This window comes from Catellatospora sp. IY07-71 (genome assembly GCF_018326265.1).
In the GTDB taxonomy this organism is placed as follows: domain Bacteria; phylum Actinomycetota; class Actinomycetes; order Mycobacteriales; family Micromonosporaceae; genus Catellatospora.
The window spans coordinates 6,056,783-6,070,139 of record NZ_AP023360.1 but is presented as its reverse complement, the minus strand read 5'-3'; the positions used below and the strand labels follow the sequence as shown (position 1 = coordinate 6,070,139).

Here is a 13,357-nt window from a genome sequence, read left to right as displayed (position 1 = left end):
GCGGCGCAGGACAGTCCTGGTCATCGCCGGGTCCCTCGCTCGGGCCCGCGGTGACCTGGCAGGCGCGGCGAGCGACCTCGACGAGGCGATCCGGATCGCGACGCTCGCCGGCTTCCATCGGGCCGCCAGTTCGGCCCGGTCCCTCAAGGCGAACCTGTCGATAGACACCGGAGCGTTCGACGATGCATACGAGCTGGCCCGAACGGCAGCGAGACCTCGGCGAGCAGGAAGACATGACGGGCTGGCTGGCCTGCCTGCACCTGCTCGCCGGGACGCTTGCCATGACCGGCCGGTCCGCCGACGGCGCGGTGTTGCTGGGTGCGGTGCAGGGGCTGGGTGGGCGGGCCGGCTACGCCCTGGACCCGAAGAACCCGTTCGACAGCCCGCGCAATGTCAAGGCGGTCAGGTCACGGCTCACGCCGGCCGACTACGCCCGGGCACATGCTGCCGGCCTGCGGATGAACCACCGCGACTTAGGTACGTTCATCGCCGGCCTCTAGTGTGCTGAGTCTTTGATTCGTTTGCAGTACGCGGCGAGGCTGGCGAGGATCTCGTCGGCGGTCTTGGTCCACACGTACGGGCGTGGCTGCTCGTTCCACATGTCCAGCCACGCCCGGATGTCCTTCTCCAGCGCGGTGACGCTGCGGTGGACACCGCGACGGATCAGCTTGTCGGTGATCTCGGCGAAGAACCGCTCGACGAGGTTGAGCCAGCTGGCGCCGGTCGGGGTGAAGTGCAGGTGGAACCTCCGGTTGCGCAGCAGCCATCGCTTGACCGCAGGGGTCTTGTGCGTGGCGTAGTCGTCCAGGTCCTGCGGCACGGCGGCGTCGATGCGGCGCAGGAACCGCAGGAACTCCTGCTGCCGGTGGCGGCGGTGGATCGAGCCGATCACCTTGCCGCTGGCCACGTCCAGCGCGGCGAACAGGCTCGTCACCCCTGCACGCAGGTAGTCGTGCGTGCGCCTTTCCGGCACGCCCGGCTGCATCGGCAGGACCGGCTGGGACCGGTCCAGGGCCTGGATCTGCGACTTCTCGTCCACGCACAAGACGAGTGCCCGCTCGGGCGGGTCCAGGTACAGGCCGACGACATCGCGGACCTTCTCCACGAACAGCGGATCGGTCGACAGCTTGAACGTCTCGGCCCGCCAGGGCTGCAGTCCGAACGTGCGCCAGACCCGCGAGACCGTCGACTGCGACAGCCCGGTCGCGGCGGCCATGGACCGGCTCGACCAGTGGGTCGCGTTGCGGGGCTTGGACTCCAGGGTCGCCACGACGATCCGCTCGACGTCGGCGTCGCTGACCGTGCGGGGCCGGCCGGGCCGGGGCTCGTCGAACAGCCCGTCGAGCCGGTCGGCGACGAACCGTGCCCGCCACGTCCCGACCGTCGGCAGCGATACACCCAGCAGCCGCGAGACCTCGCTGTTGGACATGCCCTCTGCACAGGTCAGCACGATCCGTGCCCGCATCGCCAACGCCTGAGCCGTGGTTCGCCTGCGAGTCAACGCTTCCAATGCCTCGCGCTCGACGTCGGTCAACTCCAGCAGCGCGAGCTTCGGCCCACGACCATCACCCATACCAGAACTAACAGCAAATTACGGACTCAGGACACTAGACACCTTTCGCGGTCAGGGTCTGGTCGGGGCTGGTGGAGATAGACCCGTTCCAGCGAAATAGCCGTCGATGAGGTTCTGTCGGTACTGCATGCGCTTGAGGCGGTTCTTCACCGCCTCAAGCAGGGCACCCGCAGTGCGGGCGGGCAGGTTGGCCAGGCCGCGCTTCATCGCCGACCAGACCTTTTCGACAGGGTTGAGCTCCGGCGCGTACGCGGGCAGCGCGTAGACGCGCAGCCACGGCCTGGCGGCGACCAGCGCCCGCATCTTCACCGACCGGTGCGTGCTCAACCCGTCCCAGACCAGTACGATCGGCGCACGCAACTGCTGATGGGCGGCATCCAGCAGACTGGCGAAGTCGGGTTCGCGAAACCCTTTGGGCTCGCCTTTGCGGCCGCGGTGCAGCATCGTCCGATAGATCAACCGGCTGCGTTCGCCCGGCCGGTAGCAGACCATGCCGGCCACCGACACCCGCACACCGCCGGCCGCGGTCACCGACACCACCGGAGTGTGGCCGCGCGGAGCCCAGGTAGCGGCCTTGGCCGGCCGCAGCGTCTGCCCGCACTCGTCGGCGAAGCAGATCCAGGCGTTCAACCGACGCGCGACTCTTTTAGCCCAGGCCACCGGTAGCGCCGCCAGTGCGCGACGGCCTGCTCGTCACGCTCTGCGGCCCGGTGGACGGGCAGCTGCGAGGTGTAGCCCAGGCGCTGCATCGCCTGCCACGTCGTGGTCAGGCCCACCCGCACATGGAACATGGACCCGATCAACGTGGCCACCCGCGCCAGAGTCCACCGCTGGTCCTGGCCGTACCCGGCCGTCGCCGGCCCCTGCTCCAGCCGTGCCCGCAACCGTTCCAGCTGCTCATCCGACAGCATCGGATCCGGACCTGAGGGGCCCCGCGACGCCAGAGCCCGCACGCCACCGGCGACCCAGGCCCGCCGCCACTGGTAGGCCGACTTCGTCGACACCTCCAGCGCCGCGGCGACCTCAACCGCGCCGACACCCTGCGCAAACAGCTCAGCCGCACGCCCACGCAGCCGCTCACGCCTGGCCCGGCCAGCCGCGTCCATTCCACCACCATCGCCGTACCGCATGCCACCAGCACACCCGACCACCGACGACAGCCGCGATCACCCGAAAGCCTCAAAGTGGACTCGGACCAGACCCCCACTGCGAAAAGTGTCTAGTGTCCTGAGTCCGTAATTTGCTGTTAGTTCTGGTATGGGTGATGGTCGTGGGCCGAAGCTCGCGCTGCTGGAGTTGACCGACGTCGAGCGCGAGGCATTGGAAGCGTTGACTCGCAGGCGAACCACGGCTCAGGCGTTGGCGATGCGGGCACGGATCGTGCTGACCTGTGCAGAGGGCATGTCCAACAGCGAGGTCTCGCGGCTGCTGGGTGTATCGCTGCCGACGGTCGGGACGTGGCGGGCACGGTTCGTCGCCGACCGGCTCGACGGGCTGTTCGACGAGCCCCGGCCCGGCCGGCCCCGCACGGTCAGCGACGCCGACGTCGAGCGGATCGTCGTGGCGACCCTGGAGTCCAAGCCCCGCAACGCGACCCACTGGTCGAGCCGGTCCATGGCCGCCGCGACCGGGCTGTCGCAGTCGACGGTCTCGCGGGTCTGGCGCACGTTCGGACTGCAGCCCTGGCGGGCCGAGACGTTCAAGCTGTCGACCGATCCGCTGTTCGTGGAGAAGGTCCGCGATGTCGTCGGCCTGTACCTGGACCCGCCCGAGCGGGCACTCGTCTTGTGCGTGGACGAGAAGTCGCAGATCCAGGCCCTGGACCGGTCCCAGCCGGTCCTGCCGATGCAGCCGGGCGTGCCGGAAAGGCGCACGCACGACTACCTGCGTGCAGGGGTGACGAGCCTGTTCGCCGCGCTGGACGTGGCCAGCGGCAAGGTGATCGGCTCGATCCACCGCCGCCACCGGCAGCAGGAGTTCCTGCGGTTCCTGCGCCGCATCGACGCCGCCGTGCCGCAGGACCTGGACGTCCACCTGATCCTCGACAACTACGCCACGCACAAGACCCCTGCGGTCAAGCGATGGCTGCTGCGCAACCGGAGGTTCCACCTGCACTTCACCCCGACCGGCGCCAGCTGGCTCAACCTCGTCGAGCGGTTCTTCGCCGAGATCACCGACAAGCTGATCCGTCGCGGTGTCCACCGCAGCGTCACCGCGCTGGAGAAGGACATCCGGGCGTGGCTGGACATGTGGAACGAGCAGCCACGCCCGTACGTGTGGACCAAGACCGCCGACGAGATCCTCGCCAGCCTCGCCGCGTACTGCAAACGAATCAAAGACTCAGCACACTAGTAGTGCTTTGTTAGGTCGGCGGCCGGCGCTTGCGGCGGACGGTTCTAATCTATCGTCGGCAGGTGGGGCAGGCGCCGGTCCAGGTGGCGAGGAGGAGCTGGCGTTCGCCGATGACCTTGTAGAGGGTCAGGCCGGCGCATCCGCTTTTGGGTCTTGGCGCAGTGTGGTGATGAACAGGTGTGCGGCGGTGACCAGGGTGACGTGGCGGTGCCAGCCGGTGAACGACCGGCCTTCGAAGTGGTCCAGGCCGAGGCCGGTCTTGAGTTCGCGGTAGTCGTGCTCGATCCGCCACCGGATCTTAGCCAGCCGGACGAGGGTCGCCGGGTGGGTGTCGTCGGGCAGGTTCGACAGCCAGTACTTGACCGGCTCTGCCTCATCGTCGGGCCACTGGGCGATCAGCCAGGTCAGACCGATGGTGCCGTCGTCGGCCATGGCAAGGCGCGGACGGCGCCCGGCCACGCGGATCCGTAGCAGCACGAACTTCGACGACATCTGGCCTTTGGAACCCTCGCGCCACTGGATGGTTAGCGCCGCGGCGCGGCCGGCGGCCTGGACGGTTCCTCAGGCGGGCTGGAGTACGCGGGTGAGAGCTGTGTGCTGTCGGCTGGTATGAAATGGCGCGTGAACACTGAGCTGGCAGACCCCGATGACCTGGCGGCGATTCGTGCCGCGCTGGATGTCGATGACGACGGCGAGTCCGCGCTGGGCTGGGACGCTGTGGCCGCTTTCGAGCAGGAGCACGGCGTAGTGCTGCCGGAGCCGTACCGGACGTTCGTCGCCGAGATCTCCGACGGTTCGCACTCCGGGCCGCCGGAGTACGGCCTGATCGGGCTTGCCTCCCAGCCCTCCGACTGGGCCACGCACTGGCCCGATCGCGACTTGAGCCAGCCCTTTCCGCTTACCTCACCGTGGTTGTGGGAGGGCGAGAACCGGCCGGTTGAGGAGCTTGATCGGCTGCTGGACCCAGTCTTCAGCCACGGTTCGGTCGTGCTCGGCACTGACGGCTGCGGCATGTACTGGCACCTGATCGTCAACGGGCCGCATCGCGGGCACATCTGGTGGATCAGTGGTGAGGGTGCGATGCCGTTCGGGGCGGAGTTCGGCCACACCACGGGCGAGCCTGGCTTCGCGGGGTGGGTCAAGCACTGGGCTGCCGGCAACGAATGGTTCGACGTCGCATGACCCACGGCCCGCTGCCTGCGGTGGAAGCCCCGTCGGGCAACCTTCGGGCGTCGGTGCCGGACCGTCATGGATTTGATCTTTGAACCTACGCCGACGTGCCCATCAGATGGGGCTGCTCGGCGGACCAGGCTCCCGCTGACCTGACCAGCGCTGCCGTCCTGTCCGCGATCCACCGGACGGCGGCTGTCGGCGGGCTCCGATATCTTCCCGGCCATGTCGACGACGAGCTACGCCCACGCCGGGCCGTCCGGTCTCACCGCCGACGGCCTCGACCTGCAGACGTCCGGCGGGCTCAGCGCGAATCCCCGGTTCTTCGAAGGCTTCATGACGACTCCGCGGCCGGTCGCCGCCAGCCTGCTCGCCGTCGTCGACGTCGCGCGTACCCGATACTTCCACCGGCTCGCGGCGCTCATCGCCCGGGGAGCGCTGGCCGAGGTGGCGCAGTGACCGCCCCGCTCCCGGCCGAACTGGCCACGGCGCTGAACAAACGTGACGTGCAGGGGGTGCACGCGCACCTGATGGCAGCGTCGGAACGTGACCGCAAGGCCGCGTTCGCGGCCGTCGGCGCCTACCTGAGGCAAGGGCTGGGCGGCCGCATGGACGGTCGCCTGGCCGCGGCAGGCGGACTGGCGCTGCTCGGCTGCGCGCCGACCGCCAAGAAGGCGATGAGTGCGCTGAACCGGGGCAGTCTGCGCTGGCAGCGCAGTGACCTGCCGGCGCAGACCGCCGAACTGCTCGTGGCTCGGGGCGTGCCGTGGCTCGGCGAACTCGCCCGGCTCTGGGCACAGACCCAAGGAGCGTCGGCCGCGGAATGGCTGATCGTCGACGCGCTGGCCAGGGCGGCCGGGCTGCAGGCACCGCAGACCGAGGGCTTCACCCGCGGCTGGATCTCCTGGATCAGGGCGCACCACGACCCCTACGCCGCCCTCACCCGCGGCGACTACGCCCAGCGGCTGCTACCGCAGCTGTTCGCCACCGACGACATGGGTGCCCTGCTGGAGTTCACGTTCTTCGGCACCGGCTTCAACACATCCATGATCCGGCTCGCGGGCGAGGACCCGGCCATCCGGGCGATGCTGCTCGACGGCTGCCTCGCCCGGCTGCTGCGCGGCGGGCGGCCAGGACAGCTGCGCGCGTACGTCACACTGCACGATCAGCTTTCACCCACGCCGGAAGAAGTAGCCGGCCGGGTCGCGGACTACATCCCGCTCCTCAGCGCTCACCTCGGTACCGCGGCCGCAGCCGCCCAGCGCAGCCTGCGTGCAGCCGACGAAGCCGGGCTGCTCGACGCCGAGACGCTGGTCGGCCTCGCCCCGGTCGCGCTGAGCCGCACCGAGAAGGGCTTCCTCAAGACACAGGCGACCTGGCTGCGCCAGGCGGCCAAACGCCATCCCAGCCGCGCCACCGAGCTGCTCGCCCTGCTGGAGGAGCCGGCCGAAGCGGGCACGCTGGTGTCGGCGCCGCCACCAGCCGCGGTGATTCCCGAGATCCCGGCGCCGATCGCGAGTCTGGCGGAGCTCGCGGAGGAGCTCGCCTCGATGCTCAGCGGGGACCCGTCCATCGCCGCGCGCGAACGTGTGCTCGCCGGGCTGGTCGAGTGGCACCGGCGCAGCCGCGCGGAGCTCGCCGCAGCGATCGGCCCGGTCGTGCATGCACACGAGGGGAGCCTGGACAACCAGTGGGTCGCCGGCCCCCGGCTGCTCCTGGCAAAGGTCCTGTACGGGCTGCTCGACACCGTCCCGGGCAGGCTGAACGATGCATTCGTCGGACTCCCGGACGACGTCGCGGTCGCCCATCTGCTCAACCGCACCAAACAATCACCGGAGACCGTGACGGAGCTGCGGCTCCTCGACATCGAACGGCAGCTCACGCGGCAGCCGGTGCCATTCCTCATCGCAACGCCCACGCAGATCAACGGCCATCTCGACCCGGCCGTCCTGCTCGACCGCCTCGAACGAGCCGAACGCGACGGCTGGCAGCCGTGGCCGGGGGACCTGGCGCAGGCGCTGCTGCGGATTCCGCGTACCGAGATCGAACCAGCGATCGCCCGCCGCGCCGACCGCCTGACCGGCCCGGCCGGGCTCGCGTTCGCCCGTCGGCTGCGCGACGGCCACCCCGACCCGGTGATCACGCGGGTCGAGCAGCACGGCCACAAGGGAAAATATCCCTGGCTCGCCGACCTGCCCGACCGCCGAGTCGCCGTCGCCATCACCCCGCCCCCAGGAACCGATCCAGTGGAGACCGCGATCCTCACATTGCCGTCGCACGACCGGCCGCTCTTCCTACCGTGGATGTCGTCGCCCGGGCTGTGGGCCGGGGCGCTGCCGTCACACCGCGACGTCGTCGCCGGATGGGTCCTCGCGCGGCTGGCGATGTCGGCCGACAGCAGCGGCGGCGCCCACGGCTCGGCGGCTGTGCTGCCGCTGCTCGCCGAGTCGCACGGGCCGACCGGTGCCGCGACCAGCCTCGCCCTCGTCTATGGCATGACGGCGCCACAGGCAGTGGACCGGGTGGCCACGGTCGACGCGATCATCGGCTTCGGCACGGGCGTGAACTGGCTCGAGGTCGGCGACGACCTCGGCGACTGCGTCTCAGCCGGTTCGATCAAACTCGACCGGGCGGCCGACACCCTGCGCAGCGCGGCGGAGGCGGGGGCCGTCGACGCCGTCTGGCAGATCTGCGCCGGGGCGCTGCCCCACCTCCTGACCACGCCGAAGCCCCGACCCGGCATCGCCGACATCCTGCAGCTCGCCACCCGATGCGCGCGGGCGATCGGCCGGCGCGGCCACATCGCCGGGCTGGCCGAGGTCGCGGCCCGGGGAGGTGGCAGCGGGTACGTCACCGCCGCCCGGGACCTGCACGCCGTGCTCGCCCAGGCATGATCGCGCAGCTCGCCTCAGGCTGGTGGCTGTGCGCAGAAGGCGGCCGACCGACGCCATCGAGCCCGGTGGCATCGGTCGGCCGCATCCGACTGCACGGCGGCTCGTCGCGGTTCTGGCACGGCCGCTACCTGCTACGGGCGAAGCCGATGCACCCACTCGCACACTAGCCAGGCCTTATTCCTCTCCGGGCTTGGACGTCATGTCCTGCTCAGGCTTGTGCCAAATGGGACTCTCTGGCCCTGGCCTGCCGACTGCGGTGATGAGATCGAGGCTGCCGGGCAAGAGATGGCGTCGCACCGCGTTGATGAAGGCAAGATGCTTGGCTTCGAGCTTCGCCTGCATCTGAAGCCAGTTGTCGAGGCCGAGCTTGCCGGCAACGAGTTCGGCCTCGATGAGCCAGAACTCGCTATCCACCGCATCGCCCGCCTGTACCAGCTCGGGCGGACCCACCAGGCGAAGCATGTTCATGGCACGGTTCCAGCTCGGCCAGTCAATCTCTGGCACCTTCGAACGCCGCGCCCAGAAGCTGAAATCATCGTGAATCCTGGCGTAGCTCGCAAGGACGTCACCGCACGCATCGCGGCATGCCCCTCTCGCCCAGTTCCGCTCCTGCGAGCGGTTGCCGATGTGGCTCCCAGTGAGTACCCCCACGATTGTGGCTAAGGCGCCGATTGCCGGCCCAATGAGGCTCCATATGCCCGTCATCGGCCTGGTCTCACGAACGCATGCAACCTCGTCGAACCTTGGCACCAGACGATCTTTGAACACAGCGAGCCAACCCACCCCGGGCGGCTGGCGCTAGTACTCCAGCGGCATGTAGTGGAATGTGCCGACTACGGCTGACCAAGACGGAGGACGCCACAAGGTTTGGTGCCTGTGATGCTGCGTGTGGCACACGCACGGCTCCGAGCCGGTAGACAGCGTGACTCATCGGGCCGCGCACTGCTACGCCCCCGACTGCGGGCACCGCGAGAACGGCGGCTACCTGGTCGAGGTCTCGCGACTGCCGTTCTCGGGTCAAGAAGCGGATGAAGGAACCGCAGCGACCCCAGTACAGCGTGTCGACGTCCAAGCTGGCCGGATCAGGGACGTCGTAGGCCGGCTGCGCAGCCAGTCGCAACCGTCCGGCCTTGAGCCGCCCAGCAAGCTCAGAACGCGCGCGATGGGGCTGGTCTTGGCCCGGGTATCCCCGGCCGGCTCGTGCCATTAGTAAGCCTCCGTCGCGACGGTGCCGTCGGGCATGCGCAGCCGGACCCCGGTACCGGTTGCCGCTCGGTTTCATCTGATTGGACGAACGAGGGCAGGGCGGGCCTGGAGTATGGGTACAGGCATGGGTTGGGAATCCCTGGTCGGGATTCCCAACCCCGGATTTGTCATTGCCGACTCGTGCGCTCAGTTGCGGGTCAGGATCGAGTCCAGCGCTGATTGCTGCCGCCGTGGCATGTCCACAGCACCACGGCCGTGCCGTTGCCGGTGCCCGCGCCGGTCACGTCCAGGCAGAGGCCGGACTGAACGCCGGTGATGGTGCCGTCGGAGTTGAGCCGCCACTGCTGGTTGGCTCCGCCGTGACAGGTCCAGATCTGGAGCCGGGTCCCGGCGGCGGTGCCCCCGGCATCGAGGCACTTGTTGCCGTAGACAGTCAGCTGGTTGCTGGATGTCGCCGTCCACGTCTGGTTGGTACCGCCATTGCAGTCCCAAATCTGCGTGAGCGCCCCGTCGGACTGACTGCGCCCGTTGACATCCAGGCAACGGTTCGATGCGACGCCGCGGAGTGGGCCGGTGGAGCCAGGTGGCGGGCTGCTCGACGGCGGGCTGGGCGGCGGGCTGCTCGGCGGGGGGCCGAGGGTGAGGTTCTTCTGCAGCACCTGCCACTGGGTACCGCACAGCCCGCAGTTGGAGCCGACGAAGTTGCTGCCGGCGGTGGTGTCGCCCTTCAGTCGCCACTTGAGGTAGAGCACCGCGACGCGGCCGAATTCGCCGCCGTTGGTCTGGCCATAGGTGCCACCGTGTCCGACGTTGAGATTGCCCATGAACGCGGGCAGGCCGGACGGCAACTTGCCCCAGTCGTCCATGGCGTTGCCGTAGGCGATGTCGCTGGGTCCGCCGATGAAGTAGGCGATCGGCACGGTCAGTCGCCGCAGCTGGTAGTCATCGCCGTCGTTGAGCAACCCGCTGCTGAAGATGGCGACGGTGGTGACCCGTGGGTCGTTGTCGACGGCGTACGCCTCCAGGCCGCCGCACGAGAAGCCGGCCACGGCGATCTTCGAGGTGTCGATCTTTCCGTAGTACTTGCTGCCCTGCCGACTGTTCTCCGACACGACCCAATCCATGGACGCCGTGTGCATCGACGAGTTGGTGCTGCCCGATCCACCGGGAGCGCCGTTGGCGATGGCCAGGAAGCCGTGCGAGGCGATCTCGCGCAGGAAGTTCTGCTGGTCCAGGCCGTTACCGGAGCAGCCGCCGTTTCCCCAGACGAACACGGGCATGCGTTCGCTCGGCAAGGTCTGCGGGCGGTAGATGGTGTGGTTGGGCAGCGTGCTCGAGGTCTCGTAGTCGGCCGGGTACGGGCCGGATCCGCCGACTGCGGCATCTGCCGCGGTCGGACTGAACGCCATGATCGCGGTCGTGGCTGCGACGACGACTGACGCCAGCCCAGCGCTGACCCTTGTTCGTTTTCTCATTCCACCCTCCAAGGGCGGCCGGTGGGGCGCTCCCTCGGGTATGACGCATCGACGGCTGCGACGGTGGGCCGGCGTGGAGTCTGGCTCAGGCCGAGCTGGCCGGCGACGGGGAGGAAGGGGTCGATCTCTCGGCTACGCCGGCCACAGGCCAGAAACCCGATGGGAACAGTGTGCACTTACTATCACTGGAGGAACGAAAAGTGTCAATGTTCAATCGGGACCGCCCAGCTCCGGTCAGGTGCCCGCGCCGTCGCCCGCGCTCGACGTCCACACCGCTCCTGCCGCGGGCCTGTGACGACCAGCAGCGACCACACCGAGCCGCCAGTTCGAGCCCACCAGCGAACAGCTGCGCTCCGGGCGCAGTTCGGCGACCTGTCACCGCCCGAGCCCGATCAGTGCCGGCAAGACTGGCTGGACGGCCTCGCGCAGCGGCTCCGGCGGGCACTGCTCGCCCACCCCGACGGCGCCCGGGCCGTCTCCGCCTCCCAGCTCTCCCGCACCATGGCCGACATCTCCGAGCAGGCCATAAGCACCCTGGTGGCGCACGGTATCCCGGTGCGAGAGGCCCGCGTGATCGTCTTGACCGTCGAGCGCTTCCCGGTCGGTCACGTCCTGGCGGAGCAGGCCCCCGCCCGGACGCGGACGCGGTGAAAGACTTCGACATGGCCGCGTCGCCCGGCGGCACCCGACCGCCATCGCCGCGTACTTCGGGTCAACGAAGTTAGCGGGGGTCCAGATGGCCGCGGCCGGATGGTGGCGCAACGGCACGCTGCGTAACTGCGCTGCGCGCCATGGCGCTCCCGGTCAGCCCGTTGCCGATGTTGGTTGCTTGGCGCCCTGGCCCGGCCACAACTCGGGCCAGCGGCCGCAAGTGCAGATATGAAACACTCGCCGAGTGGTCAGGTTCCCCGACATCGCCGCAGACGAGCGCGACACCTTGGAACAGTTCCTCGACTTTCATCGCTACTGCGTCCTGAGCGCACTCGACGGACTCAGTGATGACGACGCGGCTGCCCAGCTTCTGCCGGCGACAAACCTGACGATCGGAGGCATCATCAAGCACTTAGCACGCGTGGAGGATGGCTGGTTCCAGGAGAAGCTTCTCGGGGTACCCATGCCAGAGCCCTGGGCTTCAGCGCCGCATGATACGCAACCAGGCTGGGAGTTCCACTTCAGCCGCGACGACTCTGTCCCCGAGCTGCGTGCGCTGTACGTCGCTGCATGCCAAAGGAGTCGGCACGCAGCCTCCACGTGCCCGAATCTCAGCCACCGCGCAGCGAAACCGTCGTTTGGAGCGGGGCCCGTCAGTCTCCGGTGGATTCTCGTGCACATGATCGAGGAAACTGCCCAGCACCGCGGGCATCTCGACCTACTTCGAGATGTCCTTGCGCGCAGGTCTAACTCGCACGTAAGCGGATAGCCACATCTCGGGTCAACGAAGTCAGCGAGGGGCAAGATGTCCGCGGCCTCGCCGGATCATGGCACAGCGGGCGCGTAGCCGCTGGTTGACCGGGTTGCGGAAGCCGTACGCGTCCCGGGCGACGGTCTTGATCCCGGTTGGTGCCCTCGGAGCCTGCTTTGGTGATCCCGGTGCGGATGAACGCCAGGATCTCCGGCCACCAGGTCTGCACCGTAGTGGCCAGACCTTCCAGCTCGGGTAGGCCGGACTCGGCACAACGGCGGTAGAACCGGCACAACAGGTCGGCGATGTCCTTGCGGTTGGGATGGGTGCGGGCGGTGGCCAGCAGGTCGAGCAGGTCCTCCTTGGCGTGCCACGCTGCCAGGATCGGCTCCCCGATCCGTTTGGGCAGGCCCTTGAGCTCGCCTTCGATTTCGGCCACGAGGTCGCCGCGACCGGCCAGGATATGTCGGCTCTGGTTCGGGCGTTCGTCGACTGCGCCACCAGAGCCGCCGATCGGTGACCGGCCTGGCCGGGCGAAGTCGCCGCGGCACGCGGTCAGGAGGTCTGCCGTGGTCCGGCGGGCTCGGCCGTGAGACCGCCGAGGATCCAGGCGACGAGCTGGTCGGCGAGCCGGTCTGGTTCGACGCCCGCGAGCATTGTGGCGAATGCGTCGCTGCCGAGCGCGCCCAGGGCGGCGAGCACCGCGGTGTGCCGCAGCCGCAGCTCGTCCTGGGGCACGTGGGGCACGTGGCGGCTGATGCGGTCGAGCAGTTGCCGCTGCACGGGTGCGGCCATCTCGGCGAGCAGCGCGGTGATGGCGGGGGAGGGTTGGTTGAGTGCGTCCTGCAGGATCCGCGAGCGTCGGCGCTGCGTTTCGTCCTGCTCGGCGTGGGTGGCGAAGGTGGGCAGGATCCACGCGCGGACCAGGTCTTCGAGCCCTGCGTCGTCGGGCAGCTGCGCCAATCGGGCCCTCTGCTGGTCGTACATCTCGGTGAGGGAACTGCGGACGACGTCGTCGAGCAGGGCGTCCTTGGAGCCGAAGTGGTAGCCGACCGAGGCGACGTTGGCCCCCGCGGCGTCGGTGATGTCACGCAGCGATATCCGGGCGGCGCCACGCTCGGCGAGCAGCCGTTCGGCCGCTTCGCGCAGTCGGCTCGGAGTGTCCCTCATGACTGTATTCAAGCATCCGCTTGACATCGGTCGACTACCGGGCTTTACTCAATCGCTTGAGTAAAGCATGTGTTTTAATCGCGCGCTTGAAGCATCGGGACGGCCGGCGTCCCCA

The 13,357-nt window shown here is 68.8% G+C and carries 14 protein-coding genes and 1 pseudogene; 7 read left to right on the top strand and 8 right to left on the bottom strand.

Translation table 11 applies throughout. The annotated features are described in order from the left end of the window. Positions 1-182 precede the first annotated feature (182 nt). The gene (locus CS0771_RS27065; RefSeq protein ID WP_212843628.1) at positions 183-500 is read left to right on the top strand and encodes a hypothetical protein; all 318 of its coding nucleotides are present in this window, start codon (positions 183-185) and stop codon (positions 498-500) included. Here the strand turns inward: CS0771_RS27065 and CS0771_RS27060 are convergent. The 3 genes from CS0771_RS27060 to CS0771_RS27050 are packed head-to-tail and all read right to left on the bottom strand — an operon-like array spanning position 497 to position 2,679. Then, on the bottom strand, positions 497-1,573 hold the full coding sequence (locus CS0771_RS27060; RefSeq protein WP_212843627.1) for an IS630 family transposase: 1,077 nt from the start codon (positions 1,571-1,573) through the stop codon (positions 497-499). The genes CS0771_RS27065 and CS0771_RS27060 overlap by 4 nt on opposite strands. A 51-nt stretch (positions 1,574-1,624) precedes the next feature. Further along, complete coding sequence (locus CS0771_RS27055) at positions 1,625-2,203, bottom strand: transposase (protein WP_244871053.1); 579 nt, start codon at positions 2,201-2,203, stop codon at positions 1,625-1,627. Beyond that, positions 2,200-2,679, bottom strand: coding sequence for a winged helix-turn-helix domain-containing protein (locus tag CS0771_RS27050; protein WP_212843626.1), 480 nt, complete (start codon positions 2,677-2,679; stop codon positions 2,200-2,202). Before CS0771_RS27050 ends, CS0771_RS27055 begins: the two co-directional genes overlap by 4 nt. Positions 2,680-2,830: 151 nt before the next feature. Between CS0771_RS27050 and CS0771_RS27045 the strand changes: the two genes are divergently transcribed. Continuing rightward, positions 2,831-3,925 (top strand): IS630 family transposase, encoded by a 1,095-nt coding sequence (locus tag CS0771_RS27045; RefSeq protein WP_212843625.1) that lies wholly within the window; start codon positions 2,831-2,833, stop codon positions 3,923-3,925. A gap of 126 nt (positions 3,926-4,051) precedes the next feature. On the opposite strand, the pseudogene CS0771_RS27040 reads toward CS0771_RS27045, so the two are convergent. Beyond that, positions 4,052-4,468: pseudogene (locus CS0771_RS27040) on the bottom strand (transposase); the annotation flags it as partial. Between the two features lie 78 nt (positions 4,469-4,546). Between CS0771_RS27040 and CS0771_RS27035 the strand changes: the two are divergent. The 3 genes from CS0771_RS27035 to CS0771_RS27025 all read left to right on the top strand — a co-directional run bounded on the left by CS0771_RS27035 (position 4,547) and on the right by CS0771_RS27025 (position 7,989). Continuing rightward, complete coding sequence (locus tag CS0771_RS27035; protein ID WP_212843624.1) at positions 4,547-5,107, top strand: SMI1/KNR4 family protein; 561 nt, start codon at positions 4,547-4,549, stop codon at positions 5,105-5,107. Between the two features lie 213 nt (positions 5,108-5,320). Further along, complete coding sequence (locus tag CS0771_RS27030) at positions 5,321-5,554, top strand: hypothetical protein (protein WP_212843623.1); 234 nt, start codon at positions 5,321-5,323, stop codon at positions 5,552-5,554. After that, the gene (locus CS0771_RS27025; protein WP_212843622.1) at positions 5,551-7,989 is read left to right on the top strand and encodes a hypothetical protein; all 2,439 of its coding nucleotides are present in this window, start codon (positions 5,551-5,553) and stop codon (positions 7,987-7,989) included. The genes CS0771_RS27030 and CS0771_RS27025 overlap by 4 nt, the downstream gene beginning before the upstream one ends. Before the next feature lie 174 nt (positions 7,990-8,163). On the opposite strand, the gene CS0771_RS27020 is transcribed toward CS0771_RS27025, so the two are convergent. Further along, entirely contained in the window at positions 8,164-8,739 is a 576-nt protein-coding gene (locus tag CS0771_RS27020) for a hypothetical protein (protein ID WP_212843621.1), read from the bottom strand. A 653-nt stretch (positions 8,740-9,392) separates the two neighbouring features. Further along, positions 9,393-10,670, bottom strand: coding sequence for a ricin-type beta-trefoil lectin domain protein (locus tag CS0771_RS27015; RefSeq protein ID WP_212843620.1), 1,278 nt, complete (start codon positions 10,668-10,670; stop codon positions 9,393-9,395). 291 nt (positions 10,671-10,961) lie between these two features. Here CS0771_RS27015 and CS0771_RS27010 point away from each other — a divergent pair, with 291 nt between their 5' ends. Both CS0771_RS27010 and CS0771_RS39750 read left to right on the top strand, forming a co-directional pair. Then, on the top strand, positions 10,962-11,321 hold the full coding sequence (locus CS0771_RS27010; protein ID WP_212843619.1) for a TetR/AcrR family transcriptional regulator C-terminal domain-containing protein: 360 nt from the start codon (positions 10,962-10,964) through the stop codon (positions 11,319-11,321). Between the two features lie 244 nt (positions 11,322-11,565). Beyond that, positions 11,566-12,090, top strand: a complete 525-nt coding sequence (locus tag CS0771_RS39750) for a DinB family protein (RefSeq protein WP_212843618.1) — start codon at positions 11,566-11,568, stop codon at positions 12,088-12,090. Here the strand turns inward: CS0771_RS39750 and CS0771_RS27000 are convergent. After that, positions 12,068-12,511 carry a transposase gene (locus CS0771_RS27000; protein WP_244871052.1) on the bottom strand — a complete coding sequence of 148 codons (444 nt, stop codon included), beginning with the start codon at positions 12,509-12,511 and terminating at the stop codon, positions 12,068-12,070. The genes CS0771_RS39750 and CS0771_RS27000 overlap by 23 nt on opposite strands. Before the next feature lie 116 nt (positions 12,512-12,627). After that, the gene (locus CS0771_RS26995; protein ID WP_212843617.1) at positions 12,628-13,242 is read right to left on the bottom strand and encodes a TetR/AcrR family transcriptional regulator; all 615 of its coding nucleotides are present in this window, start codon (positions 13,240-13,242) and stop codon (positions 12,628-12,630) included. Positions 13,243-13,357 lie beyond the last annotated feature (115 nt).